The 17997-nt window shown below is 59.3% G+C and carries 18 protein-coding genes; 2 read left to right on the top strand and 16 right to left on the bottom strand.

Annotated features, from left to right (window positions below):
• Positions 1–29: 29 nt before the first annotated feature.
• Entirely contained in the window at positions 30–617 is a 588-nt protein-coding gene (locus P3M64_RS03255) for a hypothetical protein (protein WP_132938113.1), read from the top strand.
• A gap of 40 nt (positions 618–657) precedes the next feature.
• On the opposite strand, the gene P3M64_RS03260 is transcribed toward P3M64_RS03255, so the two are convergent.
• The 4 genes from P3M64_RS03260 to P3M64_RS03275 form a co-directional block, all read right to left on the bottom strand.
• Entirely contained in the window at positions 658–1338 is a 681-nt protein-coding gene (locus tag P3M64_RS03260; RefSeq protein ID WP_132938112.1) for an ABC transporter ATP-binding protein, read from the bottom strand.
• Complete coding sequence (locus P3M64_RS03265; RefSeq protein ID WP_132938111.1) at positions 1331–2578, bottom strand: lipoprotein-releasing ABC transporter permease subunit; 1248 nt, start codon at positions 2576–2578, stop codon at positions 1331–1333. Before P3M64_RS03265 ends, P3M64_RS03260 begins: the two co-directional genes overlap by 8 nt.
• Positions 2575–3885: a proline--tRNA ligase gene (gene proS, locus P3M64_RS03270; RefSeq protein WP_132938110.1), complete on the bottom strand. Its 1311-nt coding sequence runs from the start codon at positions 3883–3885 to the stop codon at positions 2575–2577. Before proS ends, P3M64_RS03265 begins: the two co-directional genes overlap by 4 nt.
• Before the next feature lie 139 nt (positions 3886–4024).
• Positions 4025–4519, bottom strand: a complete 495-nt coding sequence (locus tag P3M64_RS03275; RefSeq protein ID WP_132938109.1) for a hypothetical protein — start codon at positions 4517–4519, stop codon at positions 4025–4027.
• Positions 4520–4666: 147 nt separating this feature from the next.
• Between P3M64_RS03275 and P3M64_RS03280 the strand changes: the two genes are divergently transcribed.
• The gene (locus tag P3M64_RS03280) at positions 4667–5962 is read left to right on the top strand and encodes an NCS2 family permease (RefSeq protein WP_132938108.1); all 1296 of its coding nucleotides are present in this window, start codon (positions 4667–4669) and stop codon (positions 5960–5962) included.
• 68 nt (positions 5963–6030) lie between these two features.
• Here the strand turns inward: P3M64_RS03280 and P3M64_RS03285 are convergent, their stop codons facing one another.
• The 12 genes from P3M64_RS03285 to nuoI form a co-directional block, all read right to left on the bottom strand.
• Positions 6031–6597, bottom strand: coding sequence for a DNA-3-methyladenine glycosylase I (locus P3M64_RS03285; protein WP_132938107.1), 567 nt, complete (start codon positions 6595–6597; stop codon positions 6031–6033).
• Positions 6598–6811: 214 nt separating this feature from the next.
• Positions 6812–7423, bottom strand: a complete 612-nt coding sequence (locus tag P3M64_RS03290; RefSeq protein WP_132938106.1) for a class I SAM-dependent methyltransferase — start codon at positions 7421–7423, stop codon at positions 6812–6814.
• 26 nt (positions 7424–7449) lie between these two features.
• The gene (mce, locus tag P3M64_RS03295) at positions 7450–7854 is read right to left on the bottom strand and encodes a methylmalonyl-CoA epimerase (RefSeq protein ID WP_132938105.1); all 405 of its coding nucleotides are present in this window, start codon (positions 7852–7854) and stop codon (positions 7450–7452) included.
• A gap of 109 nt (positions 7855–7963) precedes the next feature.
• On the bottom strand, positions 7964–9640 hold the full coding sequence (locus P3M64_RS03300) for a ribonuclease J (RefSeq protein WP_132938104.1): 1677 nt from the start codon (positions 9638–9640) through the stop codon (positions 7964–7966).
• A gap of 9 nt (positions 9641–9649) precedes the next feature.
• On the bottom strand, positions 9650–10426 hold the full coding sequence (locus tag P3M64_RS03305) for a type III pantothenate kinase (protein WP_132938103.1): 777 nt from the start codon (positions 10424–10426) through the stop codon (positions 9650–9652).
• A gap of 217 nt (positions 10427–10643) precedes the next feature.
• A complete protein-coding gene (locus P3M64_RS03310; RefSeq protein WP_132938102.1) occupies positions 10644–11450 on the bottom strand; it encodes a biotin--[acetyl-CoA-carboxylase] ligase in 807 nt (268 codons plus the stop codon).
• Between the two features lie 62 nt (positions 11451–11512).
• Complete coding sequence (gene nuoN, locus P3M64_RS03315; protein WP_132938101.1) at positions 11513–13012, bottom strand: NADH-quinone oxidoreductase subunit NuoN; 1500 nt, start codon at positions 13010–13012, stop codon at positions 11513–11515.
• A gap of 25 nt (positions 13013–13037) precedes the next feature.
• Positions 13038–14576 carry an NADH-quinone oxidoreductase subunit M gene (locus tag P3M64_RS03320; protein WP_132938100.1) on the bottom strand — a complete coding sequence of 513 codons (1539 nt, stop codon included), beginning with the start codon at positions 14574–14576 and terminating at the stop codon, positions 13038–13040.
• Positions 14577–14594: 18 nt separating this feature from the next.
• The gene (gene nuoL / locus P3M64_RS03325; RefSeq protein ID WP_132938099.1) at positions 14595–16547 is read right to left on the bottom strand and encodes an NADH-quinone oxidoreductase subunit L; all 1953 of its coding nucleotides are present in this window, start codon (positions 16545–16547) and stop codon (positions 14595–14597) included.
• Positions 16548–16554: 7 nt separating this feature from the next.
• Positions 16555–16863 (bottom strand): NADH-quinone oxidoreductase subunit NuoK, encoded by a 309-nt coding sequence (gene nuoK / locus P3M64_RS03330; RefSeq protein ID WP_132938342.1) that lies wholly within the window; start codon positions 16861–16863, stop codon positions 16555–16557.
• Positions 16864–16865: 2 nt separating this feature from the next.
• Positions 16866–17480, bottom strand: coding sequence for an NADH-quinone oxidoreductase subunit J (locus P3M64_RS03335; protein WP_132938098.1), 615 nt, complete (start codon positions 17478–17480; stop codon positions 16866–16868).
• Between the two features lie 16 nt (positions 17481–17496).
• Positions 17497–17985, bottom strand: coding sequence for an NADH-quinone oxidoreductase subunit NuoI (gene nuoI / locus P3M64_RS03340; RefSeq protein ID WP_132938097.1), 489 nt, complete (start codon positions 17983–17985; stop codon positions 17497–17499).
• Positions 17986–17997 lie beyond the last annotated feature (12 nt).

Consider the following 17997-nt stretch of genomic DNA (forward strand, 5'->3'; position numbering starts at 1 on the left):
GCTCTTTTCACGATCAGACTGGAAATATCATGAAAGTGTTCAATATCGCCATCGTCGCCATCGCCCTCGGGGGGATTTTAAGCGGCTGCGCCGCGCCCGGCAAAACCGGTAAACACGGCGCCTATGCCATGAGCGGGCAATACCTCGGCAAGGACACCCGCCACGAAATCACCCCCGCCGAAAGCCGTCTTATTTTGCCCGCGAAACCCGCCTTGAAAATCGATAAAATCATTGCCGGGGACGTCGGCCCCAATCGCTATGAAGAATCCATCATGTTTAAAGGCCTTGGCTTCGCGCGCTACGAAGAAGTTTACCGAGGCGGGTTTGGCCAGGTATTCGACCGTCACTTTCGTAAGTTGGGCGCACAATTGAGCAAAGTCGTCATCCCCGTTCCCTACAAAACCCTCACGATCAAAACGAAGGGAAGGATGAAATATGCGACCTTTACCACCAAATCGCGCCCCTGCGTCCTGTTCGCACAGCAGGTCGGAGAGAAAGGGTACCGCGACCGCACGCCGGGAATGGTCACGGGGCTAATTTGCGATCGGCCTGGGTTTTCCCCCGAACGCTTGGCGTTCCTAATCACCTCGTACATCGCCAAGATTAAAAAGCGCTGAGGTCCACCGTCTTCATCCAGGGTCAGGACCTAGTCGCGGCTTAAACCGCCACCAGATGACCGTCTTCGAGGCGCACGGTCCTGTCCATGCGCGCCGCGAGGTCGGGATTGTGGGTCGCGATCAGGGCGGCCAGACCGGCGTCGCGGGCCAACGTCAGAAGCATGTCGAACACGGTTCCCGCGGTGTCGGGGTCGAGGTTTCCGGTCGGCTCGTCGGCGAGTAGGAGGCTCGGCCCGTTGGCCAACGCGCGGCCGATGGCGACGCGCTGCTGTTCGCCGCCCGACAGGCGCGCCGGGCGGTGGTCGGCGCGGGCGGCGAGTCCCAAGGCGTCCAGCATTTTCGCCGCCCGACCGCGAGCCTCGGCCTTGCCGCGACCGGCGATAATTTGAGGGATGGCGATGTTCTCCAGCGCCGAAAATTCGGCCAACAAATGGTGGTACTGATAGACGAAGCCCAAATGGTCGCGGCGCATCGCCGTCAAGCGGTCATCGCCCAGGGCGGTACAGTCCTCGCCGACGATGCACACCACGCCGCCGTCGGGCTTTTCCAGCAGTCCCGCAATTTGCAGCAGGGTCGATTTGCCCGCCCCGCTGGGTCCGACCAGGGCCACGATTTCCCCCGGATGGATGACCAGATCGCACCCCTTGAGCACCTCCAGCGCGTCGCGTCCCTGAAGGAAGGTGCGCCGGACCGCGCTCAACGCCAAAACCGGATTACTCATAGCGCAAGGCCTCCGCCGGATCGATGCGCGCCGCCCGCCACGACGGGTAAATCGTCGCCAAAACAGACAGCCCCAGCCCCATTGCGACCACCGCAACGACCTCGGCGGGATCGACCCGCGAGGGCAATTGCGAAAGGAAGTAAATCTCGGAGGAAAACAGCTGCGTTCCGGTCAGGCCCTGTATCCACTGGCGAATTTGCTCGATATTGGTGGCGATCGCTAGGCCCAAAATCAATCCAGCGAAAGTGCCGATAAAGCCGATCCCCGCCCCGGCGATGAAAAAAATCCGCATGATCGTTCCGCGCGTCGCCCCCATCGTGCGCAAGATGGCGATATCGCGGCCTTTGTCCTTCACCAGCATGATCAAGCTGGAAACAATATTGAAGGCGGCGACCACGATAATCAGCGTTAGGATCAAGAACATGACGTTGCGTTCGACCTCGACGGCGTTGAAAAAACTGGCGTTGGCCTGTTGCCAGTCCTGTATGTTGACGCCGCCGCCCAAGGCTTTGGCGATCGCGCCGGCGACGTGCGTCGCCCGCGTCGGATCGTTGATGAAGACCTCGATATTGGTGACCGCGCCGGGCAGACGGAAATAGGTCTGCGCCGCCTTGAGCGGCATGAAGATAAAGCTCGAATCGTATTCGTACATGCCGACGTCGAAAGTCGCCACCACCGTATAGGCGCGCATTCTGGGCACGGTGCCGAAGGCCGTCACCTGCCCCTTGGGCGAAATCAGCGTGATCCGGCCGCCGACGCCGACGCCCATGTTGCGCGCCAATTTATCGCCGATGACGATGGCGTCGGGGCCGGAAAAATTGGCCAACGAGCCGCTGACGATATGATCGGCGACGATCGCCCGGCTTTTCAGGTCGGCGGGTCTGACGCCGCGCACGGCGGCGCCGCCCGCGGCGTTTTTCGAGGTCGCCATAACCTGCCCTTGGATCAGCGGAAACGCCGCGCGGACGCCGGGAACCGCCTTGATCTTCGCCGTCCACGGGTCGTAGTCGGTCAACTCCGAACTTTGACTATAAACGCCGAGATGCCCGTTCAGCCCCAAAATCCGGTTCAGCAGTTCCTCGCGAAAACCGTTCATCACCCCCATCACGATAATCAAGGTGGCGACGCCCAGGGCGATGCCCAGCAGGGAAAACCAGGCGATCACGGAAATAAACCCCTCCCGCCGGCGCGCCCGCAGATAACGAAAGGCCACCATCCATTCGAGGGCTGAAAACATCACGAAGCGAACCTTTCGACGACCGCGGCGATGGGCATTTCGATCCGTTCGCCGTCGGCTCGATTTTTGACCTCGGCGATGCCGTTCTTCACCCCGCGCGGCCCGATCACCACCTGCCAGGGCAGCCCGATCAGATCCATGTCGGCGAATTTAGCCCCGGCCTTTTTATCGCGATCGTCATACAACACCTCGACCCCGGCGCGGCGCAAGTCGCGATACAGCGTATCGCACGCGCTCGTGCACGCCTCGTCGCCATAACGCAGATTGATCAGGCCGACTTTGAACGGGGTCACGCTTTCGGGCCAGATGATGCCGTTGTCATCGTGCGAGGCTTCGATGATCGCCCCCACCAGGCGCGAGACGCCGATCCCGTACGAGCCCATCTCGACGGGAATTTCCTCCCCCTCGGAGCCGGTGACGACGGCGTTCATGGGCTTGGAGTACTTGGTCGAAAAATTGAAAATGTGGCCGACCTCGATCCCTCTCGCGGTCACCAAATCGTCGCCCAAAGCGGCGGCCTGTTCGCTGTCGTGAATTTCGTCGGTGGCGGCGTAAAGCGATGTCCAACGATCGACGATGGGCTGCAGATCGCCATCGTAATCGACATCCTCGGGAACTTCGAAGTCGAGGAAGTCCTTATGGCAGTAGACTTCGGACTCGCCGGTCTCGGCGAGCACCAGGAATTCGTGGCTCATGTCGCCGCCGATGGGACCGGTGTCGGCGCGCATCGGAATCGCCTTCAGGCCCAGGCGCGCGAAGGTGCGCAGGTAGGCGACGAACATTTTATTGTACGAACGCCGCGCCCCGGCGTTATCGAGATCGAACGAATACGAATCCTTCATCAAGAATTCGCGCCCGCGCATGACCCCGAAGCGAGGGCGGATCTCGTCGCGGAATTTCCACTGAATATGGTACAGCAGCTTGGGCACGTCCTTGTAGCTGCGCAGCGCGCCACGGAAAATATCGGTGATCTGTTCCTCATTGGTGGGGCCGTACAGCATGTCGCGCTGATGGCGGTCGCGAATACGCAACATCTCCGGCCCGTAGGCGTCATAGCGTCCGCTTTCGCGCCACAGGTCGGCCGACTGGATGGTCGGCATCAACATTTCCTGCGCCCCGGCGGCGTCCTGTTCCTCGCGCACGATTTGTTCGATTTTCTTCAACACCTTTAGCCCCATCGGCAGCCAGGAATAAATCCCGGCGCTGGCCTGGCGGACCATGCCCGCACGCAGCATCAGGCGATGCGAGGCGATTTGCGCCTCGGCCGGTGTTTCTTTTAACGTGGGAAGGAAGTAGGCGGATAAGCGCATAAAAAACCCCGAAAAACAAATGCCCACGCGAACGCGGCGCAAACAAACCGTGAAGCCGCCGACTTTAGGCGATGGCGCCCCCCGCCGCAATGGCGCGCACACGCCAAACCATCAAATTTTTATAAAACAGAAAGACAAATCAGGGCCCATAGGCGCGGCGGCAGGCCTTGGCGATGGCCTCGGCGTCTTCGTCCTTTAGCGGTTTGTCGTCCACATACAATTTTCCATCCTTGACGCCGACGGTCCACAGCTTGCTCGTCGCCGAATAGCCCAGGGCGTCCAGGCCGTATCTTTTGGCGATATCGACGCCGAAATCGATCACGATGTTCTGCGGCACGGCAAACGGCGACGTTGCGCCGTTCAGGTCCGCCGGGGCGACCGGCTTGCCGTTGACATCGACGCCCGGCGTGTACGCCCCGCCATCGGCGGGGACGACCGAGGGCAATTGGGCGCAGGCTTCTTTGCTGACGGAGACTTTCGTCGCGGCTTCGTCTTGCGCCGCACCGCCCCGCCGGGCCGTTTGAGGCGCGGTTTGAGACGCGAGACCGTCGCCATGGGCGAAATCGACAAGAATACCGCCTGGAACAATCACCCATAGCCCCCACAGCCAAATCACGATAAGAAAACGTTTCATTTTTATGACCGCCATAACATCACTATACTGCCCGCCGGCCGGCGCGGGAACTCCCAAGACCAAGACAAGCCGACACAATCACGACGTTGGCGCGTCACCAGGGGAACGCCATCGTCACATCGACCAAAGCCTTAGAGGGAACATAGCATGCTTGAAAACTTTTTTCGCCTGTCCGAGCACGACACCACGGTGCGCCGGGAAATACTCGCCGGGGTCACCACGTTCCTGACCATGGCCTATATCATCTTCGTCAATCCCGAAATGTTGTCGCAGGCGGGCATGGACAAGGGGGCCGTGTTCACCGCGACGTGCCTCGCCGCCCTCATCGGCACCGCGGTCATGGGTCTGTACGCCAATTACCCGGTGGCCTTGGCCCCGGGCATGGGGCTGAATGCCTACTTCACCTACGTCGTCGTTTTGGGCAGCGGGTACACATGGCAAGTCGGTCTGGGCGCCGTCTTTATTTCCGGCACCATCTTCCTGACGCTTAGCATCCTGCCCGTGCGCGAATGGATCATTAACGCCATTCCCAATTCGATGAAAATGGCGATCTCGGCGGGCATCGGTCTGTTTCTTGCCATCATCGGATTGAAGAACGCCGGAATCGTCGTCGCCAATCCGGCGACGTTCGTCACTTTGGGTAATTTGACCAGCCCGACGGTGCTGCTGTCGTGCCTGGGCTTCATCATGATGGCGGTGCTCAGCGCACGCAAGATTCCCGGCGGGATCATCATTTCCATTTTGGCCGTGACTCTGATCGGCATGGCGAGCGGCCTGAGCCATTTCGTCGGCATTTTCGCCATGCCGCCGTCGGTCATGCCGACTCTGTTGCATATGGACATCATGGGCGCCTTGAATATCGGCCTGCTTACGATCGTCTTCGCTTTCCTCTTCGTCGATCTGTTCGACACCGCCGGCACCCTGGTCGGGGTCGCTCATCGGGCGGGGTTGCTCGATAAAGACGGAAAGCTTCCGCGCCTCAACCGCGCCCTGATCGCCGACAGCACGGCGACCCTGGCCGGGGCCGCCCTGGGCACCTCGACGACGACCAGCTATATCGAAAGCGCCGCCGGTATCGACGCCGGGGGACGCACCGGATTGACCGCGGTGACCGTCGCCGCGCTGTTCGCCCTGGCATTGTTCCTGTCGCCGCTGGCGCACAGCATTCCGGGCTTCGCCACCGCCCCCGCCTTGGTTTTCGTGGCCAGCCTGATGGTGCGCGGCCTGGCCGAGATCGACTGGAACGACATCACCGAGGCCGCGCCCGCCCTGGTCACGGCGATCACCATGCCGCTAACCTTCTCGATCGCCAACGGCATCGGTCTGGGCTTTATCACCTATGCCGCGATCAAGTTGTTCTCCGGCAAAGCCAAGGAAGCCGGACCGGCGATCTTCGTGCTCGCCCTCGCCTTCATCGTCAAATTCGCCTACGTCGGCGGTTAAGTACACTTCCCGCCCCCAAAAAGTTCCCTCTTTTCGGGGGGCCTTTTGGGGGGCGCCCGGTGTGAAAATTACGATGCGTCTCCCGCGTAAAAGGCGCGCCCGACCGCCATCCATGGCGGGTCCAACGCCCGGATGGCGTCGTAGGCCGGGCAATCCTCACGGTGGGTGCCGGGCAGATAGCCGATGCTCATCAAAAATTCGCCGGTAATCTCACCGCCGGTGAACTTGAAGGTTTTCTTGAACAGCTTCACCCAATCGCTCTTGACGCGGGGGTGTTGGGCGGCGAGCCAACCGGCGAAGCCTTTGTGACTGGCGCGCAGGGCCTGAATGCGCCGTGCGTTCTCGATAATCGCGGCGATTTTAAGCCGATTGCGAATTATATCAGAATCGCCGAGCAGACGTTCGACATCGTCGGCCCCGAACGCCGCCACGGTATCGACATCGAACCCGGCGAAGGCGCGCCCGATCGCTTCGCGTTTTTTCAAAATCAACAACCAGGATAACCCGGCCTGGAAAATTTCCAGCGCCAGACGTTCGAACAGGGCACTTTCCGCGTTTAAGGGAAAGCCGTATTCCCTATCGTGATAGGGGCCGTGGATGGGATGCCCCTTAGCTGCGTCGCAATACCAATTCACGCCTTTTCCCCCTGACCCTCGTCACCTGGAACTGAAACGGTTCATATATGACACACGGAAAAAGGCTTCGGCTAGGAAAGGCCCGCGCCGTGATGCGGGAACATCATAAGCGGACCGTGACGACGTCCGAAGCCTTTTTCCGTGCGCCCAAACGATCATAGAGGCAAAGCGGCCCCCCATACGGCGCGCCGTATTTCAGTTCCAGGTGACGAGCCTACGCCCTTTTATATCCGGTCAGCCCGATCAGCGCCGACATGCCTCTATGCCCCGGACCTTCATCGACCTCTCGCTCTTCCTCGGCGATTTCAAGTTTTTCTAAAATGGTAAATGTTCCTTCGAGAAGCGCGCGCGTGTACAAATTTTCAAGACGGCGCGGCCCGCCGGTGCCGTATTCGAGCTGTTTTGGCGTATACCCTTGGAGGATCAGCAGTCCGCCCGGTTTTAAAGCCCTCAGCATGCCCGCCCATTTTTGCGCCCGTTGGTCGGGATCGCTGAATTGGGTGAAAATTTCAACGACGACGTCAAATTGCGCCTCGGGGTAGGCCCATTGATGAACGTCGGCGCGTTCGATGCGCATGGTCACGCCGTATTCATCGGCCAGAGCGCGAGCCTTCACCTGGGCGGCGGGGGAAAAATCGAGGGAAAGCACATCCAGCCCCCGACGCGCCAACCAGACGCCGTTGCGCCCCTCACCGTCGGCGACGACCAGAACATTCCCATGTTCGGGAAGTTTATCCGCGTTGGCGACCAGGAAGGTGTTGGCCTCCTTGCCGAAAACGTAATGATCGGACGAAAAACGATTTTCCCAATCTTCAAAAGCGCTCATTTTGACTCCAGCTTAAATACATACCGTCATTTTTCTTCGAGTTCGATCAAGGTGCCGCAAAAATCCTTGGGATGCAGGAACAAGACCTGTTTGCCGTGGGCGCCGATTTTCGGTTCGCCATCGCCGAGCACCCGATCGCCGCGCGCCTTCAAATGATCGCGGGCGGCGAGGATGTCATCGACTTCGTAACACACGTGATGCACGCCCCCGGAAGGGTTCTTGGCCAAAAAATTAGCGAGCGGCGAGGCCGCGCCCAGGGGTTCCAACAGTTCGATCTTGGTGTTGTCCAGGGTGACGAAAACCACGCGCACGCCGTGATCGGGCTGATCGCTGGGCGGAGAAACTTCCGCGCCCAGGGACTCCTTGTATATTCGGCTCGCCTGGGCGACATTACCGACCGCGATGGCGACATGATTAAGCCTTCCGATCATCGTCCTTCCCTTCACTCAAAAACGGCGCACCGGATTTCACACCGACGGCGCGATCATGGCGCGCCAACGTGGCCAGATTATGACCGAGCGCAGGGCATCGAAACTGCGCTTAATCCTCGATCGGCCCAAGGCGAATCATCTGCACCTTGACCACGGCGTTCTTATTCAAGCTATTTCGAAAATAGCGCCGCACTGCGATGCGCACCGCCTCGCTGATTTGGTCGTCCTGGCTTCGGGCTTTTTTCGACAACGTATCGACGACGTTCGCGGCGATATCGACAGCGCCGTCCAGAAGGTCCGTCTCGGACGGATCGAGAAGGCCCGTCGTCGTGATTTGCGGGTCCGCAGCCAAGATGCCATCGTCCTCGACGACCACGCTGACCACCGCCTCGCCATTAAACAAAGAACGGGTGCGTCCGCGCACCAGCTCACTATCGAGAGGAACCAAACGGTTGCCCTCCAGGGTCAACCGCCCGCTGGGCACCTCCTCGATGATCGCCGCGTCGCCCGGGGCGAGACGGATCATACCGCCGTTTTCATTAACCACCGCCTGCGTCACCTGACAGGTTTTGGCGAGACGGGCGTGTTCGGAAATATGACGCAGCTCACCGTGTACGGGAACCGCAATCTTAGGACGGACACGTTGGTACATGCGCACCAGTTCGTCGCGCGCAGGATGGCCCGAAACATGGACGAAGGCGTCTTTTTCGGTCACCACATGAATGCCGCCACGCACCAGCCGATTTTGCATTCGCCCGATCACCACCTCGTTTCCGGGAATGATGCGCGATGAAAAAATAACCGTATCCCCCTCGTTCAATGTTAAACGCGGGTGATCGTCGGCGGCCATGCGCGCCAGAGCGGCGCGCGGCTCGCCCTGCGATCCGGTGCACACGATCAGGGTCTTGTCACGGGGCAGGAAACCGGCGTCGTCTTCTTCGAGGAATTTCGCGGTGTCTTGAAGGTAGCCGTTATCGCGCGCCGCCGCCACCATCCGTTGAAGAGAACGGCCGGACAAAACCACGTCGCGCCCACAAGCCTTGGCCGCACGAGCGACGGTTTCGATCCGGGCGACATTGGATGAAAAACACGTCACCACGACACGTTGATCGGCCGCGGCAATAATTTTGGTCAGGCTTTCGAGCAGGTCGCCTTCTGAACCCGATGTTCCCGGCGTGAAAACGTTGGTCGAATCGCAGACCATCGCGAGGACGCCCTCGTCACCCAGTTTTTCCAGCCCCGCTTCATCCGAAGCCGCGCCCAGGACGGGGTCGGGATCGAACTTCCAGTCCCCGGTATGCAGGACCGTGCCCAGCTTGGTGCGGATGGCGATCGCGTTGGGTTCGGGGATCGAATGGGTCAGCGTGATCAATTCCATATCGAACGGACCGACGGAAAATTTCCCGCCCAACGCAATGACCGTGATCTTGGCCTCTTTGACGAGTCCCGCCTCGGCCAGTTTGTGCCCGACGATCTGCGCCGTGAACGGGGTCGCGTAAATCGGCGGGCGTCCGATCTTTTCCCACAAGTGGGCGACCGCGCCGATATGATCCTCGTGGGCGTGGGTGAGCACCAGTCCCGCTAGGCGGTCCTTATGTTCGACGATATAGTGCGGGTCGGGCATCATCACATCGACGCCGGGCAGCATGGCGTCGCCGAAAGTAATGCCCAAATCGACCATTACCCATGTCACATCCCCCGGTGCGCCAAAGCCATAGAGGTTGAGGTTCATGCCGATTTCGCCTGCGCCGCCCAAGGGCAGAAACAACAGTTCTTCTTGTGCCATATAGATTATCTATGTCCGATTACGTTTGAAAATGGAATACAGACCGCGAAGGGTGAGATCGGGGTCCGCGCAAGAAATGACGTCGGTGGCGTCACTGAAGAGGGCCGCCAATCCCCCCGTCGCCACCACGTCCATGGGCTTGGCGTATTCGTCGCGTATACGCCGCACGATCCCCTCGATCATGCTGACATACCCCCAGAAAACGCCTGACTGCATGGCGGAGACGGTGCCCTTGCCGATGACGTGCTTGGGCTTGGCGATGGCGACGCGGGGCAATTGCGCCGCCGCCATGTGCAGCGCCTCAAGGGACAGATTGATCCCCGGCGCGATCACTCCGCCGATATAATCGCCGTTGTCGTTCATCACGTCGAACGTCGTCGCCGTACCGAAATCGACCACGATCAGCGGCCCGCCGTAACGCTCGAACCCGGCGATGACGTTGACCAAGCGATCGGCGCCGACCTCTTCGGGGTTGTCCATCAGCACGCGAATGCCCAGGTCGATCACGTCGCCCTCGCCAACCACCAAGGGGTCGCAGCCATAATACTTGCGGCACAGGGTTTTTAGCGTGAACAGGGATGACGGAACGACGCTGGCGATGATCGCGTGATGAATTTCCCGCGGTTCGATCTCCGCCAGCGCCAGCAATTGGTTCAGCCATACCCCCAACTCATCGGGCGTGCGCGCGCCGCCCGTCGAGGCGCGCCACTCCCCCTTCAAATCGCCGCCCGAATCAAAGACCGCGAAGACCGTGTCGGTGTTGCCTGAATCGATAGTTAACAGCATGGCTCCTCCTAGCACGTCTTGGGGGGACACCGCTAGAGCACGAAGGCGGCGAAGCTAAATAAATGCCGTATTCTCCCCGCCGATGCGCATCTCCTCGCCGTCCTCGCCTTCATTCACCATCCGAAGACGCGAATCTCAAGGGAACCATAATAGAGAAAAAATACAATACAATATAACGGGATGGCGGTTTTCTGGCGTCCCCAATACCGCCATGGAGTCAGGAGATTTCTACCGGTCGATCCGCCGGGAAGACTTCCCCGGCGACGATGCGCCGCCGCCCGCCCGCCATGTTCAAGACCAGGGCGCCATCTTCATCCAGGGTTTCGAAAATTCCTTCGAGGGTTTCCACGCCAAGGCGCACCCGAATGGGCTTTCCCAGACCCGCACCATGCGCCAGCCAAGCACGACGCACGGGGCCGAACCCCAAGGTCCGCCATGTCGCCATGTGGGTGAGAAAACGTTGTGCGACAGATTTTAGGATCGTTTCACTATCCAGACCATGCCCCCCTTCGCGGGCCATCGAGGTGACGGGATAATCCACATCCTCCGGTCCCGGGCAGTGAGCGACGTTGACCCCCATACCGATAATCATCCAGTCCAGATCACCGTTCGTATTCAGTGCCGATTCAACAAGAATTCCCGCGGCCTTCCGTCCCTCAATAAGCACGTCATTGGGCCATTTACAGGTCACGAAAGCGCTTCGTGGCAAGGCGTGGCGCATCGCGTCGGCGATCGCAAGAGAGGCGACGAAACCGATCTGCATGGCGCTTTCAGCCCGAATGGGGGGGCGCAAACATTCCGGGGAGCGATCAGGACTGATGAGAAAAGAGGCATGAAGATTGCCCTCGGGCGACATCCAATGTCGCCCCCGCCGGCCCCGCCCCGCCGACTGGCGGCGCGCCCATATCGCCAATGGTCCGCGGTCGCCGGCCTCGGCGCGACGCCGCGCCTCGGCATTGGTGCTGTCGATATCGTCAAACGCCAACACGCGAAAAAAATCAGGAAAAACGGGTGCGTCGGTCATCGGATCTGCCCGGGAGGGGCGTCCCCCCCGACCCCACGCCGGAGGGGAGCGCTCAAAAGCACTTAGAACAAGGCCCGCGACGCGACCGAAGCGACGTTTAATAGAGCCGACGGATAGATGAAAAACACCAAAATCGCCACCATCGAGATCAAAATCACCCACTTGACGCCTCGACCGATTTCGGTTTCCAAAGGCTCGCCCGGCGCATCAAAATACATGATCTTAACGATCCGAATATAGAAGAACGCCGACACGACACTGGCCAGCACGCCGATCACGGCCAATGCGTAGAGGTGGGCCTCGATCGCGGACAGGAAGATATACAGCTTACCGAAAAACCCTGCGAGCGGTGGAATTCCAGCCATGGAAAACATGAACACGGCCATCGCCGCGGCGACGAACGGATTGGTCCGCGATAGGCCCGCCAGATCGTAAATGTTCTCCACCATCCGATCGCCCCGGCGCATGGTCAAAATGCAGGCGAAGGTCCCGACGTTCATGAACAGATAGATCGCCATATAGACCAACACGCCGTTAACGCCCGACGCGTTGCCGACGGCGACGCCGATCAGGGCGTAGCCGACATGGCCGATCGAACTGTAGGCCATCATCCGCTTGATATTGCGCTGGTTGATCGCGGCGAACGCCCCCAGCAACATCGAGGCGATGGCGATCACGATCACGATCTGCTGCCACTGTGCGCTCAGATCGCCGAAGGGATCCATCAGAACCCGAATCAGCAAAGCGATCGCCGCCAATTTGGGGCCGATCGAAAAGAACGCGGTGACCGGCGTCGGCGCGCCTTCGTAGACGTCGGGCGTCCACATATGGAAGGGTACGGCGGAAACCTTGAACGCCAGACCGGCCAAAATGAAAACGACGCCGATCGTCATCCCCGGCGCGATCGTCCCGGCATGTTTGATCTGCCCGGCGATCGCGGCAAAGTCCACCGCGCCGCTAAAACCGTATATCAACGACGCACCGTAGAGCAGCATCCCGGACGCCAGAGCGCCGAGGACGAAATATTTCACCCCCGCTTCGGAAGAGCGCAAATCGTCGCGACGGAACGCCGCCAAAATGTACAAGCTAAGGCTCTGCATCTCCAGGCCAATATACAGAGAAATCAATGAGTTAGCGGAAACCATCATCATCATGCCCACGCTCGCAAGAAGGATGACGATGGCGTACTCGAACCGCGCGCTACCGTGACGTTCCATGTAATCCTGGCTAAGCACCAAGCAAAATGCCGAACCGATCAGGATCAGGATTTTAAAATAAACCGCGAAGGTATCGACGACGAACATGTTTTCGAACGTCACCATCCGTCCGCCCGATATGGTCACCACCAAGAGCACCGTCAGCAGCAAAACGATGACGCCCAGATTGGAAACCAATCGACCGGTCTTCGCCGCCCCCGATTTACCGGAAATGGCCTTGGTGGATGCCGTGGCGGCCCTTGGCGCGCCGTGAAACACCCCCACCATCAAAAGCGCCATGGCGGCGATGGCCATGAATATCTCCGGCAGGGCGGGAATCACATTGGGAAGTTCTGCGATCGGCATGGGCCGTCATCCTCCAAAAATATCACTATTGACCGACGAGCATGGAGACGGCGTGCGCCGCCAAGCCTCCGGTTTGCGCGCCAGTCTGCGCAGTGGTCACCTGACCGATCAGATTGGCCACGGAAACATGCATCACGTCCAGGAACGACGCCGGATAGATCCCCATCCACAGCACCAGGACAATCAGAGGGGCGAAGACAATTTTTTCGCGCAGACTCAAATCGAGCAATTTTTTAAGCTTGTCTTTATCCAAGACGCCGAAAACGACCCGGCGATAGAGGTACAGCATATACGCCGCCCCCAAGATCACCCCGGTCGCCGCCGCCGCCGCGACCCAACTGTTGACCTGAAACACCCCCATGAGAACCAGGAATTCACCGACGAAACCGCTGGTCCCGGGCAACCCCACGGAAGCCAGCATGAACACCATGAACACCAAGGCGTACGCGGGCATACGATGCACCAGACCGCCGTAGGCCGAAATTTCGCGGGTATGCACGCGATCGTAAATCACGCCGACCACCAGGAACAGGGCGGCGGACACGATGCCGTGGCTGAGCATCTGATAGATCGCGCCTTCGATCCCCATGGTCGTCAGGGTAAAGGTGCCGACGGTCACGAACCCCATGTGCGCCACCGAGGAATAAGCGATCAGCTTCTTCATGTCTTTTTGGACCAGGGCGACCAGGGAGGTATAGATCACCGCGATAATCGACAGGGTGAACACCAAAGGCGTGAAAAAATGGGTGGCTTCGGGGAACATCGGCAGCGAAAAGCGCAAGAAGCCATAACCGCCGAATTTCAACAGCACGCCGGCCAAGATCACCGAACCGCCGGTGGGCGCCTCGACGTGGGCGTCGGGCAACCAAGTGTGAACCGGCCACATCGGGACCTTGACCGCGAACGAGGCGAAGAACGCAAGCCACAGCCAGAACTGCATATCCGCGGGGAAATGCGCCTTCATCAGGGTCGGAATATCCGTCGTTCCGGCGTAAAAGTACATCGCCAGCAAAGCCAGCAGCATCAACACCGAGCCCAACAGCGTATACAGAAAAAACTTAAACGACGCATAAACCCGGCGCGGGCCGCCCCACACGCCGATAATCAAAAACATCGGGATCAAAACGGCTTCGAAGAAGATATAAAAAATAACAATATCCAGCGCGGCGAAGGTGCCCACCATCATGGTTTCCAGAACCAGGAAAGCGATCATGTATTCCTTGACCCGCTCCTTGACCGAACGCCAGCTCGCCAGGATGCAAATCGGCGTCAACAGGGTCGAAAGCAACACGAACAACATGGAAATCCCATCGACGCCCATGTGATAGGAAATGTTGTAGGCAGGCATCCAGGCGACCCGCTCTTCGAACTGGAACGCCGCCGTGGTCGGATCGAAGGCGAACCAAAGATACAGCGACAGCAAAAAGGTTCCGAACGAGGCCCAAAGCGCCGTCATTTTGGCGTTTCGGGCGACCACTTCTTCGTCTCCGCTGATCATCAGGATAAAGAACACCCCGACCAGCGGCGCGAAGGTCACGAAGGACAATATGGGGAACTGCGTCATGCGTTTTAACCCAACCTGCTAGATGAGATACCACGTCGCCATAAGCGCGACGCCGACCAACATGGCGAATGCGTAATGGTACAGGTATCCTGATTGAAGAAAGCTCGTACGATGGGCGATTTCCTCGCTCACGCTTGCGATCCCGTTGGGACCGACACCGTCGATAATCGCCTGATCGCCGGTTTTCCACAGTCCCCGGCCGATGAAGAAGGCGGGGCGGACGAACACGGCGTCGTACAGCTCGTCGAAATACCACTTGTTGTAAACGAAGGTGTAAATCGGCTTGAAGGCGGCGGCCAAAATCCCGGGAAGCGAGGGGATGAACATGTACATCACATAGGCGACGAAGATCCCCGCCCCGCCGACAACGGCGGGCAGATACTTCACCCAGGACGGCACATGATGGATGCCTTCCATGGCCGGATGGATGGGGAGAATCTTAATCGCCTCACCCCAAAACGCCTCGGATCCGGCGCCGATGAAGCTTTCGACAAAGAGCCACCCCGCCAGAAGCGCCCCCAAGGCGAGGACGATCAGGGGGATCAGCATCACCTTCGGGCTTTCGTGGACATGCGCCAGGACTTTCTCGTCGGCGCGCGAAGCGCCGTGGAAGGTCATCAAAATCAAGCGCCAGGAATAGAACGCGGTCAGAAACGCCGCCGCGATCCCCATCCAGAAAGCGTATCCGCCGACCGTGCTGTGAGCGGCGTAGGCGGCCTCCAAGATGGCGTCCTTGGAGAAATAGCCGGCGAACGGCGGAACGCCGGAAAGCGCCAGCGAGCCCACCCACATCAAGATATAAGTCACCGGAATCATCTTCCAGATGCCGCCCATCTTACGCATGTCCTGTTCGTCGGACATGGCGTGAATCACCGAGCCCGCACCCAGGAACAACAGGGCCTTAAAAAAGGCGTGGGTCATCAGGTGGAAAATCGCCGCCGAATAGGCCGAAACCCCGATGGCGAAAAACATATAGCCCAACTGCGAACAGGTCGAATAAGCGATCACCCGCTTGATGTCGTTTTGCGTGCAACCGATGGTGGCGGCAAAGATCGCGGTCGATCCGCCGACAATGGTAATGACGTTCAGCGCCGTTTGCGAATATTCCAGCAGCGGCGACATCCTGGCCAGCATGAACACCCCGGCGGTCACCATCGTCGCGGCGTGGATCAAGGCGGAAACCGGCGTCGGGCCTTCCATGGCGTCGGGCAACCAGGTATGCAACCCCAACTGAGCCGATTTGCCCATGGCGCCGACCAGAAGCAACAATCCGATCACGGTCAGAGCGTGGAACTGACCGCCGAAGACATTCAAGGTCGCCGAAGCAAGTTGCGGGGCATGGGCGAAGATCGTTTCAAAGTTGACCGAGCCGAAGACCTGATAAGTAGCGAAGATACCGAGGGCGAAGCCAAAGTCGCCGACCCGGTTGACGACGAACGCCTTGATCGCGGCGGCGTTGGCGCTGGGCTTGGAATACCAGAACCCAATCAGAAGGTACGACGCCAAACCGACGCCCTCCCAGCCGAAAAACAGCTGCACCAGATTGTCGCTGGTCACCAGCATCAGCATGAAAAAAGTAAACAGGCTGAGATAGCTCATGAAGCGGGGCACGTCGGGGTCGTGATGCATGTAGCCGATCGAGTAAATATGCACCATCGCCGAAATCGTGGTGACCACGATCAACATCACCGCCGTCAGGGTATCGATCTTAAGCGCCCAGCTGAAATCGAGATTACCGGAATGGATCCAGGTAAACAGGGTTACGACATGGGCGTTGCCGCCGAAAATGACCTCCTTGAAGGTGATCCACGCCAGCACCATGGCGATCAGCAAGCCCGCCGAGGTCACCCACTGGGCGAGCCGGTCCAGATTGTGCTTGCGCGCCTTGTCCTCGGGCGAAACCGGCAGGAAGGCGATAATCCCGGCGATCACGCTGGCCAGAAGCGGCAGGAAAACGATGGAAGCAATCATGATGGTCCTACCCCTTCATCGCATGGATGTCTTCGACCGCGATCGAGCCGCGATTACGGAAGTACACCACCAAAATCGCCAGGCCGATGGCGGCCTCGGCGGCGGCGACGGTTAAAATAAAGACGGAAAAAACCTGTCCGACCAGATCGTTCATGAACGATGAAAAGGCGACAAAATTAATGTTCACCGCAAGCAGCATCAGTTCGATCGACATCATGATGACGATGACGTTTTTGCGGTTGAGAAAAATCCCGAAAATACCCAGCGTGAACAAAATCGCCGCCACGCTGAGGTAATGGCCAAGCCCGATTTCCAACATCAGATGCCCCTTCCGCTCTCGACTTTTTTCAATTCCACGCTGTCCTCGGGACGCCGCGCGATCTGATCGGCGATGACCTGCTTACGCACGCCGGTGCGCCGGCGGTGGGTCAAAACGATGGCCCCGATCATGGCGACCAGCAGGATCAAGCCCGACGCTTCGAACAGGTAGATGTAATGGGTGTACAGCAACGCGCCCAGCGCCTGGGTATTGTGAATATCGGCGGGATGGGGGGCCATCGCTTGAAGCCCGTGCAACGCACCGGGCGCCATCTTCCAGGCCCCGACGATGAACAACAGTTCGGCCAGCAAAAGCAAGCCGACCGCCCCGCCGATCGGTAAATAGTTCAAAAAGCCCTGGCGCAGTTCGACGAAATTGATGTCGAGCATCATCACCACGAATAAGAACAGCACGGCGACCGCTCCGACGTAGACCACGACCAGGATCATCGCCAGGAATTCCGCGCCCAACAGCACGAACAATCCCGCGGCGTTGAAAAAAGCCACGATCAGGAACAACACCGAATGAACGGGATTCTTCGCCGATATCACCAGAACTCCCGACGCCACGGCCAAAATGGCGAACAGATAAAAGGCCAAGCCTTGGATAATCATCGTTTCCCCAACCTCATCAACGGTACGGCGCGTCAGCGGCAATCCGCTCCGCGATTTCGGTTTCCCAACGCTCGCCGTTGGCGAGCAGCTTGTCTTTGTCGTACAAAAGCTCTTCGTGCGTTTCGGTCGCGTACTCGAAATTCGGCCCTTCGACGATGGCGTCCACCGGGCAGGCTTCCTGACACAGGCCGCAATAGATGCATTTGGTCATGTCGATGTCGTAGCGCGTGGTGCGCCGCGAACCGTCGGCGCGCGGCTCGGCCTCGATGGTGATCGCCAGGGCCGGGCAAATCGCTTCGCACAGCTTGCAGGCGATGCACCGTTCCTCGCCGTTGGCATAGCGCCGCAGAGCATGTTCGCCGCGAAAGCGCGGGCTGATCGGCCCTTTTTCATAAGGGTAGTTCAGCGTCACTTTCGGGCGGAACATATAGCGTAGGGTCAGCCACATTCCGGCCACCAATTCGGACAAAAACGCGGTGCGAACGCTTCGGTCGATGAAACTCATTTAATCGCTCCT

Source organism: Varunaivibrio sulfuroxidans (assembly GCF_029318635.1).
Taxonomy (GTDB): Bacteria; Pseudomonadota; Alphaproteobacteria; order Rhodospirillales; family Magnetovibrionaceae; genus Varunaivibrio; species Varunaivibrio sulfuroxidans.